The sequence below is a fragment of the Frankia sp. CcI156 genome (assembly GCF_001983015.1).
Classification (GTDB): domain Bacteria; phylum Actinomycetota; class Actinomycetes; order Frankiales; family Frankiaceae; genus Frankia; species Frankia casuarinae.
Genome location: NZ_MOMD01000001.1, coordinates 140,376 through 156,792, shown reverse-complemented (window position 1 = coordinate 156,792; position 16,417 = coordinate 140,376). Strand labels below are relative to the sequence as shown.

Annotated in this window: 16 protein-coding genes; 13 read left to right on the top strand and 3 right to left on the bottom strand. The window is 71.3% G+C overall.

Going from position 1 to position 16,417, the window contains the following annotated elements:
* The first annotated feature begins 54 nt into the window (after positions 1–54).
* The 4 genes from CcI156_RS00770 to cobA all read left to right on the top strand — a co-directional run bounded on the left by CcI156_RS00770 (position 55) and on the right by cobA (position 4,344).
* Entirely contained in the window at positions 55–1,764 is a 1,710-nt protein-coding gene (locus CcI156_RS00770; RefSeq protein ID WP_076803978.1) for a nitrite/sulfite reductase, read from the top strand.
* On the top strand, positions 1,757–1,993 hold the full coding sequence (locus tag CcI156_RS00765) for a hypothetical protein (protein ID WP_011434986.1): 237 nt from the start codon (positions 1,757–1,759) through the stop codon (positions 1,991–1,993). Before CcI156_RS00770 ends, CcI156_RS00765 begins: the two co-directional genes overlap by 8 nt.
* Before the next feature lie 101 nt (positions 1,994–2,094).
* Entirely contained in the window at positions 2,095–2,766 is a 672-nt protein-coding gene (locus tag CcI156_RS00760; protein ID WP_011434987.1) for a phosphoadenylyl-sulfate reductase, read from the top strand.
* Positions 2,767–2,826: 60 nt separating this feature from the next.
* Entirely contained in the window at positions 2,827–4,344 is a 1,518-nt protein-coding gene (gene cobA, locus CcI156_RS00755) for a uroporphyrinogen-III C-methyltransferase (protein ID WP_035729696.1), read from the top strand.
* On the opposite strand, the gene CcI156_RS00750 is transcribed toward cobA, so the two are convergent.
* Both CcI156_RS00750 and CcI156_RS00745 read right to left on the bottom strand, forming a co-directional pair.
* Positions 4,310–4,783: a sirohydrochlorin chelatase gene (locus CcI156_RS00750; RefSeq protein WP_076803977.1), complete on the bottom strand. Its 474-nt coding sequence runs from the start codon at positions 4,781–4,783 to the stop codon at positions 4,310–4,312. The two genes, cobA and CcI156_RS00750, sit on opposite strands and share 35 nt — an antisense overlap.
* A gap of 102 nt (positions 4,784–4,885) precedes the next feature.
* Complete coding sequence (locus CcI156_RS00745) at positions 4,886–5,851, bottom strand: NAD(P)/FAD-dependent oxidoreductase (protein WP_011434990.1); 966 nt, start codon at positions 5,849–5,851, stop codon at positions 4,886–4,888.
* A 545-nt stretch (positions 5,852–6,396) separates the two neighbouring features.
* On the opposite strand from CcI156_RS00745, the gene CcI156_RS00740 reads away from it, so the two are divergent.
* The 5 genes from CcI156_RS00740 (at position 6,397) to CcI156_RS00720 (ending at position 11,713) form a co-directional block, all read left to right on the top strand.
* Positions 6,397–8,235, top strand: coding sequence for a serine/threonine-protein kinase (locus tag CcI156_RS00740; RefSeq protein ID WP_011434991.1), 1,839 nt, complete (start codon positions 6,397–6,399; stop codon positions 8,233–8,235).
* Between the two features lie 42 nt (positions 8,236–8,277).
* Positions 8,278–8,538: a hypothetical protein gene (locus tag CcI156_RS00735; RefSeq protein ID WP_011434992.1), complete on the top strand. Its 261-nt coding sequence runs from the start codon at positions 8,278–8,280 to the stop codon at positions 8,536–8,538.
* Between the two features lie 141 nt (positions 8,539–8,679).
* Complete coding sequence (gene mqnC / locus CcI156_RS00730; protein WP_076803976.1) at positions 8,680–9,867, top strand: cyclic dehypoxanthinyl futalosine synthase; 1,188 nt, start codon at positions 8,680–8,682, stop codon at positions 9,865–9,867.
* A 24-nt stretch (positions 9,868–9,891) separates the two neighbouring features.
* On the top strand, positions 9,892–10,974 hold the full coding sequence (gene add / locus CcI156_RS00725; RefSeq protein WP_076803975.1) for an adenosine deaminase: 1,083 nt from the start codon (positions 9,892–9,894) through the stop codon (positions 10,972–10,974).
* Between the two features lie 16 nt (positions 10,975–10,990).
* Positions 10,991–11,713 (top strand): demethylmenaquinone methyltransferase, encoded by a 723-nt coding sequence (locus CcI156_RS00720; RefSeq protein ID WP_035940880.1) that lies wholly within the window; start codon positions 10,991–10,993, stop codon positions 11,711–11,713.
* Positions 11,714–11,787: 74 nt separating this feature from the next.
* Here the strand turns inward: CcI156_RS00720 and CcI156_RS00715 are convergent, their stop codons facing one another.
* Entirely contained in the window at positions 11,788–12,507 is a 720-nt protein-coding gene (locus CcI156_RS00715; RefSeq protein WP_011434996.1) for a dienelactone hydrolase family protein, read from the bottom strand.
* Positions 12,508–13,078: 571 nt separating this feature from the next.
* Here CcI156_RS00715 and CcI156_RS00710 point away from each other — a divergent pair.
* The 4 genes from CcI156_RS00710 to CcI156_RS00695 all read left to right on the top strand — a co-directional run bounded on the left by CcI156_RS00710 (position 13,079) and on the right by CcI156_RS00695 (position 16,384).
* The gene (locus CcI156_RS00710; protein ID WP_175637526.1) at positions 13,079–14,383 is read left to right on the top strand and encodes a geranylgeranyl reductase family protein; all 1,305 of its coding nucleotides are present in this window, start codon (positions 13,079–13,081) and stop codon (positions 14,381–14,383) included.
* A 118-nt stretch (positions 14,384–14,501) separates the two neighbouring features.
* A complete protein-coding gene (locus CcI156_RS00705) occupies positions 14,502–14,864 on the top strand; it encodes an NADH-quinone oxidoreductase subunit A (RefSeq protein WP_011434998.1) in 363 nt (120 codons plus the stop codon).
* Positions 14,855–15,670, top strand: coding sequence for an NADH-quinone oxidoreductase subunit B family protein (locus CcI156_RS27540; RefSeq protein ID WP_076803973.1), 816 nt, complete (start codon positions 14,855–14,857; stop codon positions 15,668–15,670). Before CcI156_RS00705 ends, CcI156_RS27540 begins: the two co-directional genes overlap by 10 nt.
* 3 nt (positions 15,671–15,673) lie before the next feature.
* Complete coding sequence (locus CcI156_RS00695; RefSeq protein ID WP_076803972.1) at positions 15,674–16,384, top strand: NADH-quinone oxidoreductase subunit C; 711 nt, start codon at positions 15,674–15,676, stop codon at positions 16,382–16,384.
* Positions 16,385–16,417 lie beyond the last annotated feature (33 nt).

Genomic DNA, 16,417 nt, shown 5'->3' with positions numbered 1-16,417 from the left:
CGTTCGTGGCGCCCGCTGTCGGCGCCGCGACTTCCTCGCGCACCGAGAGATCTCATGACTTCTCCTGYTCGTCCTGCCCGGTCCGCGCGCCCGTCCCGACCCAAGGGAGCGGGCCAGTGGGCGTTGGGATATTCCGAGCCGCTCAACGCGAACGAGCGGATGAAGAAGGACCAAGGCGGCCTGGAGGTGCGGGACCGCATCCTCAACCTCTACCCGCGCACCGGTTTCGACGGGATCGATCCCCAGGACCTGCGGGGCCGGTTCCGGTGGTGGGGTCTGTACACCCAGCGCCGGCCGGGGATCAGTGGCGGGCGGACGGCGATCCTCGAACCCGAGGAACTGGACGACTCCTACTTCATGCAGCGCATCCGGCTCGACGGCGGCCGGATGACCTCGGATCAGCTCCGGGTGATCGCCGACGTCTCCACCTGCTACGGCCGGGACGTCGCTGATGTCACCGACCGGCAGAACATCCAACTCCACTGGATCCGGATCGAGGATGTGCCGGCGATCTGGGCGGCGCTGGAGAACGCCGGCATGACCACCGCCGAGGCCTGTGGCGACACCCCCCGGGTGATCCTCGGTTGCCCGCTCGCCGGGGTCGACGGTGACGAGATCATCGACGGGAGCGAGGCGATCGACGAGGTCGTCCGCCGGTTCGTCGGCGACCCCACGCTGGCCAACCTGCCCCGTAAGTTCAAAAGCGCCATCTCCGGCTGCGCCGACCACTGCACGTTGCACGAGATCAACGACATCGCGTTCGTCGGGGTCGTCCATCCGGAGCTGGGAGCCGGCTACGACCTGTGGGTCGGTGGCGGTCTGTCGACGAACCCACGGCTCGGCGTGCGGCTGGGCGCGTTCGTGCCGCCGGCGCGGGTTGCCGAGGTCTGGCACGGCGTCGTATCGCTGTTCCGAGACTACGGCTACCGACGGCTGCGCACCCGCGCCCGGTTGAAGTTCCTGGTCGCGGACATGGGCGCCGAATGGGTGCGCGCGACTCTGGAGAAGGAGTACCTGGCTTCGGCGCTGCCCGATGGCCCGCCGCCGGCCCCGCCGCGCAGCGAGGGGCGCGACCACATCGGGGTGCACCGCCAGCGCGACGGCCGCAACGCCGTGGGGTTCGCACCGCGGGCGGGTCGGCTCAGCGGGACCACGCTGAGCGCGGTGGCGGACCTCGCCGACCGGTTCGGGCAGGGCCGCATCCGCGCCACGACGACGCAGAAGCTCGTCATCCTCGATGTCGCCGACGCGGACGTCAACGCGCTGGAGGCCGAACTCGGTGCGCTCGACCTGGTGGTCCGCCCGAGCGTGTTCCGGCGCGGCACGATGGCCTGCACCGGTATCGAGTTCTGCAAACTGGCGATCGTCGAGACCAAGGGTCGGGCCCGCGACCTCATCGACGAGCTCGAACGCCGGCTGCCCGACTTCGACGAGCCGATCGGGATCAACGTCAACGGCTGCCCCAACGCCTGCGCCCGCTTTCAGGTCGCCGACATCGGGCTCAAGGGCTCCCTGGTACCGGACGACGCCACCGGTGAGATGGTCGAGGGCTTCCAGGTCCACCTCGGCGGGCACCTGGGCACCAGGTCGCGGCTGGGCCGCAAGTCGCGTGGTCTGAAGGTGACCGCCGACGGCCTCGTCGACTACGTCGTCGCGGTGCTGGAGACCTACCGGGCGGACCGGACCGCGGGGGAGAGCTTCGCGGACTGGGCGGAGCGGGCCGACGAGGCCCAACTGACGGCGCTCGGTGCCGCAGATGGCTAGCGGTGAGCGGGTGGTGCCCTTCTACTGCCCGTATTGCGGCGAGGAGGACATCGTCCCGGACACGCCGCCGGAGGGCTCCGGCGCGGGACATGGTCACGGGTACTGGGCGTGCCGGTCCTGCCTGCGGGGCTTCCGGCTGAGCCTGACGGCCCTCGCGGTCGCCTCGGGCGGGACCGCCGTCATCACGGGCGGGGCGTTCGGCGCGGCGGAAGAGCAGGCGGCACGGTGATCGGCAATGGACAGCACCCGGGCGGCTGCCCGGTGGACGACCGCGGCATCCGCCTGCGGCGTCGCCGGAGCCGGGTTGCGTGACGACGAGGAGACGAGCTGATGGATGCCGCGTTGCAGGCCCGGGCGCTGCGGGCCGGGGACGACCTCGAGGGCGCGCCGGCGGAGGAGATCCTGCGCTGGGCGGTCGGGGAATTCGGGACGAAGCTGGCGATCGCCGCCTCGATGGCTGAGGCGATCCTCGTGGACATGCTCGCCCGGATTCGGTCCGACGTCCCCGTGGTTTTCATCGACACCGGTTATCACTTCCCCGAGACCGTCGGTACCCGGGACGCGGTGGCCGGAACCTACGACCTGCCGATCATCAGCGCCCGTCCGCAGCTCACCGTCGTCGGCCAGGACGCCGTCTACGGCCAGGACCTCTACCGGACCGACCCGGACCTGTGCTGCCGGATGCGCAAGGTCGTTCCGCTGGATCGGGCCCTGGCGCCCTACCGTGCCTGGGCCGCGGGGTCGCGGCGGGCGGAGTCGCCCAGCCGGGCGAAGCTCCGGGTCGTCGACTGGGACGCCCGACGGGGCAAGGTGAAGATCCACCCGCTCGCGGCTTGGACCGACGAGGACGTCGAACGCTACGTGGCCGAGCACGGCGTCATCGTCAACCCGCTCCTCTCCGATGGTTACGACTCGGTCGGCTGCTGGCCGTGCACCCGGCGKGGCGCCGGCCGGGAGGGCCGGTGGGTCGGTTCGATCAAGACGGAGTGCGGCATCCACTGACCTCCTCGGGCCTGCCGGCTGCCGGTGTTCGAAGGCAACCGAGCAGGTACGGTGCACGCCGTGACGGACGGGCGAAGTGTGGGTGAGGTCTGGCTGGTCGGCGCGGGTCCGGGCGATCCCGGTCTGCTCACCGTTCGCGGCCGTGAGGTGCTGGCGAACGCGGACGTCGTGGTCACCGACCGGCTCGCCGCGGCCGTCCTCCTCGGCGCYGCCCCGGCCGGCGCCGAGATCATCCACGTGGGCAAGAGCCCGGCCGCCCCGTCGTGGACCCAGGAGGAGATCAACGCGGTCCTCGTCGACCGGGCGCGCGCCGGTGCGCGCGTCGTCCGCCTCAAGGGCGGCGATCCCTACATGCTCGGGCGAGGCAGCGAGGAGGCGCAGGCCTGCGCCGCGGCGGGGGTCGCGTGCACCGTCGTGCCCGGCGTCACCTCGGCGCTGGCCGTACCCGCCTGTGCCGGCATCCCGGTCACCCATCGTGGTCTCGCGCAGGAAGTTGCCATCGTCTCGGGGCACCTGCCACCCGGCCATCCGGAGTCGACGGTGGACTGGGCCGCTCTCGCGGCCTCCCGGGCGACCATCGTCATCCTGATGGGGGTGGCGCGTCTCATGGACATCGCCGACGCGCTGCTCACCGGCGGTCGCCCCGAGGCGACGCCGGTCGCGGTCATCGAGCGCGGGGCGACCCCGGCGCAGCGGGTCCTGCGGACCACCCTGGACGCGCTGGCGATCGACGCGATCGCGGCCGGTGTGCGGTCTCCCGCGGTGATCGTGGTCGGAGAGGTCGCGGCGCGCCGGGACGCGCTGGCCTTGGAGGCGGGGCCGCTCACCGGGATCCGGGTACTCGTGGCCCGTACCCGGCCGCGGCCGGGTCTGCTGGCTCGCCGGCTGCGGCAGCTGGGCGCGGATGCGGTCGAGACCGTCGTTGCCCGGCCCGCGCCGGTCGAGGACGCCGGTGCCGCGCTGGTGGCGGCGCTGCCGGGAGCGGGCGGCCTGCTGCTGGCCGATGCGGACGAGGTCGCCGCCGTGGTGACCCTGCTGCGTCGAGCCGGCACCGACGTGCGGGCGTTGGCCGGCCTGACTCTCGTCGCGGCCCGCGAGGACGCCGCGGAAGCGCTTGACGGCCTGGGCCTCGCCTCGGTGCCCGTCGCCGAGCTGTCCACGGATCCGCTGTCCGCGGATCCATCGTCGACCGGTCCCGCCGGTCCGACCGGCTCGTCGCGGGTGCTGATCGCCGGCGCGGCGGACCCGCCGGACGCGGTGTGTTCCCTGCGCCGGGTGCCGCTGCTCACCGACGTGACCGCCGAGCCGGATCCCCGGATCGCCGAGGAGCTCCGGCATGGCGACTTCGACGTCGCGGTCTTCGCGTCGTCCACCGCCGCCCGCGGCACCGCCGAGATCTACGGACCTCTCCCGCCCGATCTGCTCATCGCGGCGATGGGTCGACGCAGCGCGCTGGCCTGCGCGGCGGCGGGCATGCGGGTGGACATCGTGCCCACCGAACCCGGGGTCCATCCGCTCGCGGCCGCCGTCGCGGACTTCGTCGTCACCAGCCGGTCCACCGGCTCGCCTGGGGGTTGATCTTCAGGGTGGCGGCATCGGCTTCGCGGACCAGGAGACGCAGGGTGTCGTCGAGTCGCGCGCGGACCGCGTCGACGACGCTCGCGTGCAGCCCGAGCGGCTCCGACAGCACCCATCGGGTCGTCGGGTGCCGGCACCGGGCGCCCTCCAGTGCCGCCGGGATGTCCCGGCGGGTGTGGTTGCCGTCGAACAGGAAGAACGGGTAGGCGACGATTTCGGTGCATCCCGCGTCGGCCAGCGTGGCGTACCCGGTGGCGATGTCGGGCTGGGCGATTTCAAGGAAGGCGGCTTCGACCRCCCCCCACGTCCATGGCGCGGCGGCATGGCCGGGATCGACCACATGGCCGGGATCGACCAGGAGCCGGTGGGCGAGTTCCCGAACCGTCGCGTTCGCCTCGTCCCGCCGGGATCCGTGACCGATCACCAGTAGACCGCGCATGTTCCCAGTGTGCGCCGCGGGTCCGCCGGTGCCCGGTCGGAAACGGCCACATCCGTCGGCCGCATCCGTCGGCCACGCCTGTCGRCCACGCCCGCCGGGCGCTCAGCCGCCGGTGCCGTCGTCGGAGCTGTGCCCCGGGAAGATCTTTGCCGACGGGTCCACCAGCGGCGCCGCGTTGTTGACCGCCGTCGCGGCCTCCCCGAAACCCGTCGCGATCAGGCGGACCTTCCCCGGGTACTCGGTGATGTCGCCGGCCGCGAAGATCCGCTCGACCCCGGTCGCCATCGTCGGGTCGACGACAATGTGCCGCTTGTCAATGGTCAGATTCCAGCGGGTCAGCGGTCCGAGGTCGGCGGTGAATCCGAGCGCGGCGACGACCGCCTGCGCGGGTCGGACATGTCGGTCGCCGGTGCGGGTCTGCACCAGTTCGACCTTCTCGATCCACTCCTCACCGTGGACCATGGCGACCTCGGTGAAGGTCAGGATCTCGACGGAGGACGCCTCGACCCGCTCGACTGTGGACATATGCGCCCGGAACCGGTCCCGCCGGTGCACGAGGGTGACCGAGCGGGCGATCGGCTCCAGGGCCAGCGCCCAGTCGAAGGCGCTGTCCCCRCCGCCGACCACGATGACGTCCTGGCCGGTGTGGACGTCGAGCTTGGGCACGAAGTAGACCAGGCCGCGGCCCAGATGCGCGGTGCCGGTGGGCAGCGGGCGGGGGGCGAAGGTGCCGAGACCGCCGGTGATGACGACGACCTTGGCGCGTACCCGAAGGCCCTGGCTGCTGGTCACCACCACGGCGTCCGGCTTGTGGGCCAGCTCGGCGGCCTGCTGGCCCAGCAGGTAGGTGGGGGAGAACTGGTTCGCCTGGATCAACAGGGCGTCGATCAGTTCCCGCCCCCGGACGGCCGGCAGACCCGCGATGTCGTAGATCACCTTCTCCGGGTACATCGCGGTGACCTGACCGCCGGCCTCGGGCAACGAGTCCATGAGCGCGACCGACATGCCGCGGAATCCGGCGTAGTAGGCGCCGTAGAGACCGGCCGGACCGGCGCCTACGATCAGCATGTCGACGTCGGTGTCGACCGGGGACGTCCCCGACCGCACGGCGCCGGTGACGCTCGCTCCGGCCGCGGGGTCGGTCTCCGTGACCGCGTTCGCGGGCTGGTGCGCATCGGCGGACTGCGTGACCACGGGTGACTCCCTAGGCTTGGCGGCCGACCGGCGCTGTCGGGGCAGCCGGTCGGTAGCAGTGGATGTTCCCTCCCTCATCCTGCCGGAGACACACCTCACCCGCCTTCATCCGCGGAATGGTGAGTCGTCGACCACCTGTGGTTGTTGTCGACCACCTGCGGTCTCCTCGGATACGGCTGGCGGGAACGATCGGATCCGCCGCGTCGGCTGGCGGACAACGCTCGACATCGATTTACTCGAGAGGGTTAGCGTGACTTCCGCGCCGTTGCGGATGCCCGTAGGGACTGGGCGACGACGGACTGTGGCGTGATGATGGGTTCATCTCCCTGCACGGGGAGACAATTGCGGCACCGGTGACGGCTCCCAGGCCGGAACGGTACCTGGGCCGCGGCCGGAGGTATAACACGGGCGGGAGAACAGTGACGGAACGATCGGCGCGTCGGGTTTCGCCTATCGGCGGATATCCGGCCGAGGCGCCGCATCCCGATGATCCGACCACGATCGGTGTTTACCAGGTCGTCGGTCGGCTGGGCGCGGGTGGGATGGGAACGGTGTTCCTCGCCCAGGACGCGGCCGAGAAGTTCGTTGCGATCAAGGTGATCAGGTCGGACCTCGCCGCCGACCCGGAATTCCGGGCACGTTTCCGGGACGAGGTGGCGGCCGCTCGGCGGGTCGCGCCCTTCTGCACCGCCCAGGTACTCGACGCCGATCCCGACGCGCGTCGTCCTTATCTGGTCACGGAGTACATCGACGGCGTCCGGCTTGATCAGGCCGTCACCGAGTCCGGTCCGCTGCCGCTGTCGACACTGCAGGGCGTGGCGGTCGGCGTGGCGTCCGCGCTCACCGCCATCCACCGGGCCGGCATCGTGCACAGGGATCTCAAACCGAGCAACGTCATGCTGTCGTACTCCGGCCCCCGGGTCATCGACTTCGGGATCGCCCGCACGCTCGACATGACGAAGGGCCGCACCCAGACRGGTCTGGTCCTCGGCTCGGTCGGCTGGATGGCGCCCGAGCAGATGGAGGGCGCTGCGCTCGGTCCGGCGGTCGACGTCTTCGCCTGGGGACTGCTGATCGGCTACGCGGCCACCGGCGGTCACCCCTACGGCCACGGCACCTACCTGGAGATGTCGGAGAAGATCCTGACGGGTCAGCCGGACCTGCGGGCCATGCCGCCGGATCTCACGCCGATCGTCCGGTCCGCGCTCGCCCGCGACCCCCGGGACCGGCCCTCCACCGAGAACCTGCTGCTCACCCTACTCGGCGAACGCGGCCGGGCCGGTGACGCGCGGGACGCCGCGACCGCACTGCTCGACGGGACCTGGCCACGGGGGCGCAGTACCGCCGGGGCTGGGGCGGCCGCGCTCGCCGGGGGTGCCGGGGCCGGTTGGCCGGATCCGACCCACGTTGCGACCCCGTATGAACAGCGGCGCTGGTGGGAGAATGAGCCCCGGCCCCTCGGCGGCGACCGTTGGTGGAACGACTCGGCCCGCGACAGGCCCCCGCCGGCCGGTCCGCCTGTGCCGCCACCCGCGCTGGCACCGCCACCGGCCGCCGACCGTGCCGCGGGCCCGCGGCACGGGGTGCCGCGGGCCCGTCGACGGCGCCGCGGCGGATTCGTCCAGTACGACGATGAGGCCGACGGGAACGGCCACCGATCGGGTTTCGACAATTCCGGCGAGGGGGGCCATCCGCCGCCGGCGCCGGACGCCCGCCCGAGGCACGGCGGCCAGCCCCGGGTGGATTCTCCGCACGCCGGTCAGCCCTACCCGGACCAGGCCCACGCGGGTCGGCCCTACGCCGGTCGGCCCTACGCCGGTCAGCCCTACGCCGGCCGTGCCGCGGAGGCGGCACCGTCTCCCCAGGCGCCGGCCCGGCCCCGCCCCGTGGCCCAGCAGCGGCCCCCGTCGGCGCCCGCGGGTCCCGCGCCTGCCCCGGCCCCGCGGGTGGCCGAGGCGCGGCCGGCGCCGCGCGGACGCGCGCCGGCTCCCTACGCCGAATCGGTGCCGCGACCGCGTCCCCGGCGTCGGTTCCGGCTGCGGATCCCTTTCAAGCGCACGATCCTGTTCGTTCTTGTCGTCCTGCTGCTGCTCTCCGCGGCGGACCAGATCGCCTTGATGGTCGACGAACAGCGCCAGCGGTTGTGGAACAAGGTCGTCACGTCCGTCAAGGATGACACCCATGACCAGCTCGACAGCCTGTGGAACCGGGTGAGGGACACGTTCGGCGGCTCCTCGGGCGGGTCGTCGAACGGGTGACCGGCAGGCGTAAACCCCTGCCCGGATAGGTACACCGTTGTCATGGCCAGTTTCTCGAACAAGATCACGGACTTCCTACACAGCCCGAAGACCAAGGAGATGGTCAACAAGGCCAAGGCCGCGGCCAACCGGCCGGAGAACCGGGCCAAGATCAAGCAGCTCCAGGCGAAGCTCACCAGCCGCGGCCACGGTCACCACGACGCCGGTCCCGCCAGCCCGGCCGGCTCCTCGACAGCCGGCTACACTGACGCCACCCGTGGTGGCTCCAGCCCGGTGGACCCGAGGACGCGATCCGGACACTGACCGTTCATCCCCCGCGTCGCGCGGAAGGCTCCGACGGCTACCCTGGGAGGATCGCCGAAGGTGATTCGACGGAGACCCCGAACGGCGCCCGATGCCAGGGGTCCCCGCGTCGCGCCGAAGGCGCTACGCGGGGAGGGCCGTATGGATGTCGATGGTGAGATTCCGGTGGGTCGGGGTGGTGGCGAGATCCGGTCTGTGCTGGACCGGGCCGCAGCCGGCGGGCGTATCTCCGCGGAGGAGGCGCTGCTCCTCTATACGAGGGCGCCGCTGCACGCGCTCGGCGGCGCGGCGGACACGGTCCGTCGGCGCCGTTTCCCCGATGGCATCGCGACGTACATCATCGACCGGAACATCAACTACACGAATGTCTGCGTGACCGCCTGCCGGTTTTGCGCCTTCTACCGCRCTCCGAAGCATGCCGAGGGCTGGGTCCGCGACGTCGAGGACATCGTCGCCAAGTGCGGGGAGGCGGTCGAGCTCGGCGCCACGCAGATCATGCTGCAGGGCGGGCACCATCCCGACTTCGGCATCGAGTGGTATGAGCGTACCTTTGCCGCCATCAAGAAGGCATATCCCCAGTTGGCGCTGCACTCGCTGGGCGCCAGCGAGGTTGTGCACATCGCCCGGACGTCCGATCTGACTTTTCCCGAGGTCATTACCCGGCTGCGGGACGCGGGCCTGGACAGCTTCGCGGGCGCGGGAGCGGAGATTCTCACCGAACGGCCCCGGCAGGCGATCGCTCCGCTGAAGGAGCCCGGTCACGTCTGGCTGTCCGTGATGGAGACCGCCCACAACCTCGGCCTGGAATCCACCGCCACCTTCATGATGGGCACGGGGGAGACGAACGCCGAGCGCATCGAACACCTGACGATGATCCGGGACGTCCAGGACCGGACCGGCGGGTTCCGTTCGTTCATCCCCTGGACCTACCAGCCGGAGAACAATCATCTCGGCGGGCGCACCCAGGCGACGACCCTGGAGTACCTCCGCCTCGTCGCGGTCGCGCGGCTGTTCTTCGACAACATCACGCACCTGCAGGGCTCCTGGCTGACCACCGGCAAGGAGATCGGCCAGCTCACCCTGCACATGGGCGCCGACGACCTCGGCTCGGTGATGCTGGAGGAGAACGTCGTCTCCTCCGCCGGGGCGCGCCACCGCACCAACCGGTCGGAGCTGATCTCCCTGATCCGTGCTGCCGGCCGCATCCCCGCTCAGCGCGACACCCGCTACCAGCACCTCGTCGTGCACCGCGACCCGGCGCAGGACCCGGTTGACGACCGGGTGGCCTCGCACTTCTCCTCCACCGCGCTACCGCTCATCTCCGCGTAGCCGGGCGCACCATACAGTGACCGGGTGAGTGACCCCTCCGGATTCGCGGTCCCGTCCCCGACCGGGCCGAAGATCGAACTCCACGTCCATCTGGAGGGCACGGTCCGTCCCGCCACCCTGCTGGAGATGGCGCGCCGCAACTCCGAGGCGCTGCCTGCCCGCACGGTCGAGGGCCYCGCGGACCTCTACCGCTTCCGCGACTTCGACCACTTCCTGAAGGCCTGGATCCTCACCACCCACGTGATGCGGACGGAGGCCGACTTCCGCCAGGTGGTCGTCGACTACGCCGCCGAGGCGGCCCGGGCGGGCGCCGTCTACCTGGAGGGCATCTTCTCGCCCTGGTTCCGGGTCCATCGGGGGGTCCGCGTCGAGGAGATCTTCCACGGCTACGCCGACGGGGCGATCGAGGCCCGGGAACGCTATGGCGTCGAGGTGCGCCTCACCCCGGACATCGAGCGGGTGCTGCCGGTCGAGGCCGCGATGGAGGTGGCGCGGTGGGCGGTGYGGTTCGCCGATCGCGGTGTCGTCGGCATTGGGCTCGGCGGACCGGAGGTCGGTCATCCCCCCGAGCCGTTCGCGCCGGCGTTCGCACTGGCCGCCGACGGCGGGCTCGCCGCGGTCCCGCACGCGGGGGAGACGGCGGGCCCGGTGTCCGTACGGGGCGCGCTCGACGCGCTGGGAGCCAGGCGGATCCGGCATGGGATCCGGGCCGCCGAGGACCCCGAGCTGATGCGACGGCTGGTCGATCAGGGGATCGTGCTGGACGTCTGCCCGGTGTCCAACCTGCGGACTCGGTCGGTGGCATCCCTCGACGACCACCCCTTGGCGGCGTTGCTGCGGGCCGGGGTCGCGTGCTCGCTTGCCACCGACGATCCCGCTATGTTCGGCACCGATCTGGAGACGGAGCACGCGGTCGCGGCAGGGCTCGGTGCCCGGGCCCGCGACCTGTACACCGCCGGGGTCGCGGGCGCGCTGTGCGACGAGCCGACCCGCACGCGGCTGCGGCGGATCGGCGAGAGCACCGACTGGGACACCGTCGAGAGGGCCGCCCGCGACGCCTCGGCGGCGGCCTCGGCGCGGTTCGGCGGCGGGGAAGGGGCATGGTGAGCGGGGAAGGGGCATGGTGAGCAGAGCGGGACTCGACAAACGTCCGCGGGACGTCGCGTCGATGTTCGACGGGGTGGCCAACCGGTACGACCTGACCAACACCGTGCTCACCGGCGGGCTCGACCGGACCTGGCGGCGCGCCGCGGCGGGCGCGCTGGACCTGCGGCCGGGGCTTCGGGTCCTCGACCTCGCCGCCGGGACGGCGACCTCGTCACGAGCCTTCGCTCTCGCCGGGACCGATGTGGTGGCCTGTGACTTCTCCCTGGGGATGCTGCGGGCCGGGCAGCGTCGGCTGGCGTCGCGGCCGTTGCCGGGGGAGGCTGGGCGGATCCTGCTGACCGCCGGGGACGGGCTGCGGCTGCCGTTCCGGGACGAGACCTTTGACCGGACGACGATCTCGTTCGGTCTGCGCAACGTCGCCGACACGTTCGGCTGCCTCACCGAGCTGCGTCGGGTGACCCGTCCGGGCGGGATGCTCGTGGTGTGCGAGTTCAGCCGCCCGGTCTGGGCGCTCTGGCGGACGGTCTACGTCGAGTACCTGATGCGGGCCTTGCCGGCCGTGGCCCGCGCGGTGAGCAACAGCCCGGACTCGTATGTCTATCTCGCCGAGTCGATCCGGGCCTGGCCCGCCCAGGCGGAGCTGGCTGGCCTGCTGCGGGAGGCGGGCTGGTCCCGGGTCGGCTGGCGCAACCTCACCGGCGGCGTGGTGGCGTTGCACCGGGGTCACGCCCCGGACTGACGGTCCTGGACCGGTCATGGTGCTGGACCGGTTATGGTGCTGGACCGGCCGGCGCCACGGCAGGCGGGGTGGGCTCAGCCGGGAACATGCGAGTCGAACCAGGTCAGCATGCGTGACCAGGCGTCCTTCGCCGACGGGCCGTGGTAGGCGCCGGCGCGGGCGTCGTTGTGGAAGCCGTGCCCGGCCTGTGGGTAACGGACGATCTCGGCGGGCACGGACGCCTTCCGTGTCGCCGCCCGCAGGTCCTCCACCTCCGAAGCGAGGATGCTCGGATCCTGGTCGCCGTACAGGCCGAGCCACGGTGCCTGCAGGCGGTCGGCGAGATCCAGCTGGGCGGGTTCCCCGAAGCGGCGCATGGTGATCCCGCCACCGTAGAAGGTGCTCGCGGCGCCGAACGGCCGGGCCACCGCAGCCTGGAAGGCGATGCTCCCGCCGACGCAGAAGCCCACGACGGCGCAGCGGTCGATGGCGGTGCCCTCCTCGGCGAGGATGGCCAGCGCGGCGTCGATGTCGGCGAGAAGGTCGGTGCCGTTGAGCTCATCGAGGATCTTCACCGCGGAGGCGAGGTCGTCGTAGTCGAAGACGGGCGAGCCCGCGCGGTGGAACAGGTCGGGGGCGATGGCCCGCCAGCCCGCGCGCGCGAACCTCGAGCAGACATCGGTGATGTGCTCGGTGAGGCCRAACGCCTCGTGGAGGACGACGACGCCGCCGCGTGCGGGACCATCGGGTTCGGTGAGCGTGGCCGGGGCGGGCCCGTCGGGGGTGGGGATGACGACGGTCTCTGCGGTGGTCATCGCGTTCTCTCGTTCCCAGTCCGTGCTGCTTTGGGTGACGGTGTTCGGGTGACGGCGTTCGGGTGATGATGCGTCCGTGTCGTCGGGACACCGGCGGCGACCGCGGACGAGCCACCGCGTTTCGGGTGACCTGTGGAGGGACTACCCCGCACGGGCGCTGATCCCACCCCGGGGGCGAATATGGGCCACCGGCGGGCGGTGGGGCCCGGCTTCGTGGTTTCTCCGTTGCGCTTCACGCTCCGGGCGAGTGTTGCGGACCGACACCAGGCGGGTGAGCTGGCCTGATCCAGGCTGATCGGGCGAAGATTTTACCCGCCGCTCACGATGGCGATCGGCGGCCGAGCCCCGGCGGCGGGCGTCCGGCGCCGCGAACTATCGCTCACGGTAACGATAGGGTGTACGAAATCAACCCGTCCGTTCTTCGCAGCATCCTGGTTGGTGCGATTGACCTGTGCAAGGCCTACACTCGCCGGGAACGCTCGTGAAGAATTTCACGAGCACACAGGTGGAGGGCCCCCGGTGGGGCGCCCCCGGGACGAGTGGTCTAGCAGATCCGGAGCAATTCGTGACCATGGCGACGACAAGGGCTGATGGTGCGGCCGGCCGGTCGAAGGCCGACGCCGACGTCATCGTGGTCGGCGCGGGTCCGGGTGGCTCCTCGGCCGCCTACCATCTCGCCAGCGCCGGGCTCGACGTGCTCCTGCTGGAGAAGACGACCTTCCCCCGCGAGAAGGTCTGTGGCGACGGGCTGACCCCGCGGGCCGTCCGCAGCCTCGTGGACATGGGTGTCGACACCTCGCCCGTGGCCGGATGGGCCCGTAACCGGGGGCTTCGCATCATTGGCGGCGGCGTCCGCCTGGAGTTGCCCTGGCCGGAGCTGGCGAGCTGGCCCGACTACGGCCTGGTCCGTCCGCGGCTTGACTTCGACGATCTGCTGGCCCGCCACGCGGTGAAGGTTGGTGCCCGGCTGCACGAGGGGACCGCCGTGACCGGTCCGCTGCTCGACGAGCGCACCGGACGGGTCGTCGGCGTGCACGCCAGGACCGGCACTGACCGGGCACCTGTGACGTTCCGGGCGCCATTGGTCGTCGCGGCGGACGGTAACAGCGCCCGCATCGCGCTCGCCCTCGGTATCCGCCGCCGGGAGGACCGGCCGCTCGGGGTCGCGGTCCGCCGCTACTACCGCAGCCCCCGCACGCAMGACGACTTCCTCGAGTCCCATCTGGAACTGTGGGAGGGCAGGCCGCGCGAGAGCCGACTGCTGCCCGGCTACGGCTGGATCTTCGGGGTCGGTAACGGCACGAGCAACGTGGGCCTCGGCCTGCTGAACACCACGGACGCCTTCCAGAACACCGACTACCGGGACCTGTTGCGCCGCTGGCTCGCCGCATTGCYGCCGGAGTGGGGATACACCGAGGACAACGCCATCGGCCCGGTGCGTGGCAGCGCCCTGCCGATGGGCTTCAACCGGACCCCCCATTACCGCGACGGCGTGCTGCTGGTCGGTGACGCGGGCGGGATGGTGAATCCCTTCAACGGCGAGGGCATCGCCTACGCGCTCGAATCCGGTCGGTACGCCGCCGAGATCGCCGTGCAGGCCCTCRCCCGCCCGGATGGTCCGGCGCGGGAGCGGGCACTCGGCCAGTACCCGGAACTCATGCGGGCCCGGTACGGGGGCTATTACACCCTGGGCCGGTTCTTCGTCCAGCTCATCGGCAATCCGACGATTATGGCGTTCGGTACCCGCTACGGGTTGCCGAGACCGGTCCTCATGCGTTTCGTTCTCAAGATCATGGCAAATCTCACCGACCCCCGGGGAGGGGATGCGATGGACCGGCTGATCAACGCGATGACCCGGCTCGCTCCCGCGGCCTGACGTGTCCGAAATGGCCACTGGTTCCGCGGACCGAGTCCGGACCGTTTGCGGTCCGTTCACCGGCGAGCCGTTTCACCCCAACGTCCGGTAACAAACTCTCGAAGGAGAGGAGTTCGGCATGCTCTCGAACTATGTGCCGATCCTCGTTCTGCTCGTGATCGCGGCCCTGTTCGCGGTCGGTTCGGTCGCGGCCGGTGCGCTGATCGGCCCGCGCCGGTTCAACCGTGCGAAGATCGACGCATACGAGTGCGGGATCGAACCCTCCCCGGCCCCGGCCGGACCGCAGCGTTTCCCGGTGAAGTACTACAACACCGCGATGCTCTTCATCGTCTTCGACATCGAGATTATCTTCCTCTTCCCCTGGGCGGTCGCCTTCGACAGTCTGGCGGTATTCGGTCTCGGCGCGATGGCGTTGTTCATGGCGACCATTTTCGTCGCGTACGCCTACGAGTGGCGGCGTGGAGGTCTGGAATGGGACTAGAGGAGAAGCTGCCGGGCGGTGTGCTTCTCGCCAGCGTCGAGAAGCTCGCCAACTGGTCACGGCGCTCGTCGCTGTGGCCGGCGACCTTCGGGTTGGCCTGCTGCGCGATCGAGATGATGTCGACGGGAGCCGGCCGCTACGACCTGTCCCGATTCGGCATGGAGGTCTTCCGGGCCAGCCCGCGCCAGGCCGATCTCATGATCGTTGCCGGCCGGGTGAGTCAGAAGATGGCGCCGGTGCTGCGGCAGATCTACGACCAGATGCCCGAGCCCAAGTGGGTGCTGTCGATGGGTGTCTGCGCCAGCAGCGGCGGCATGTTCAACAACTACGCGATCGTGCAGGGTGTGGACCACATCGTCCCGGTCGACATGTACCTCCCCGGCTGCCCACCGCGGCCGGAGATGCTCATGGATGCCATCATCAAGCTGCACGAGAAGATCCTCGMCGGCCCGATCTCTGGCCGGATCGAGCACACGAAGATCGGCTCCTCGCCGTATCCGAAACCCATCGAGGTGGCCACCGCCCGGGCCGGTCTGCCGGAGGGCGCGTTCGACACCCGGACCCTCTCGGTGAACGACCGCAAGCGCTTCTCGATCCCGGCCGGGGCGCCGGCGCCGACGGGTGGCGGGGCGGTCGAACCCGCCCTGGACACCCGCCGCCCCGCCGCCCTCGCGCCGCCGTCGGTGTTCGGGCGCGCCAAGCGGATACCGGTCGACCCCAAGCCGAGTGACGAGGCCCGGGCGCACGGGCCCGGTCCAACCACCGAGAGCATCGGTGATGTCGACGGCCCGGATCGGGGGATCTAGGCAGTGAGCGACGAGAGCACAGCCTCCGCCGACCTGATACCGGGCRCCGCCGGCGTGCCCGGCGGTCCGGGTGGGCAGCGCCGGGACGCGTTCGGCGCCGGTGACAGCGGTGACACCTCCGGGTTCGGCGGGCTCGTCACGCCCGTTCCGATCCTGAGCTCCACCGCCCGCCCGTTCGGTGACGCCGACGCCGACGCCGTCTACGACGCGCTCGAACGTGCCTTCCCCCAGCTCGGCGACGCCGTCGAACGGGTGGTGGTGGACCGCGGGGAGCTGACCGTCCACGTGCGCCGGGAGAGCCTCGTCGCCGTCGGGCAAACCCTGCGCGACGACCCCGACCTGCGGTTCGAGCTGCTGTCCTCGCTGTCCGGCGTGGACTACCCGGACGACGTCACCGGCCGTCGCCTGCACTCGGTGGCCCACCTGACCTCGATGACGCACCGTCGCCGGGTCCGGGTCGAGGTGTCCGTCACCGACGCCGATCCCACCGTGCCGAGCCTGACCTCGGTGTGGCCCACCGCGGACTGGCACGAGCGCGAGACCTACGACATGTTCGGCATCGTCTACACGGGTCATCCGGGCCTGACCCGGATCATGATGCCGGACGACTGGATCGGGCACCCGCAGCGCAAGGACTACCCGCTGGGGGGCATCCCCGTCGACTACAAGGGTGCCACGATCCCGCCGCCAGACGAGCGCCGGAGCTACTCGTGACCCCGCGTCCGGCCCCGGCCGGCCGGCGGCACC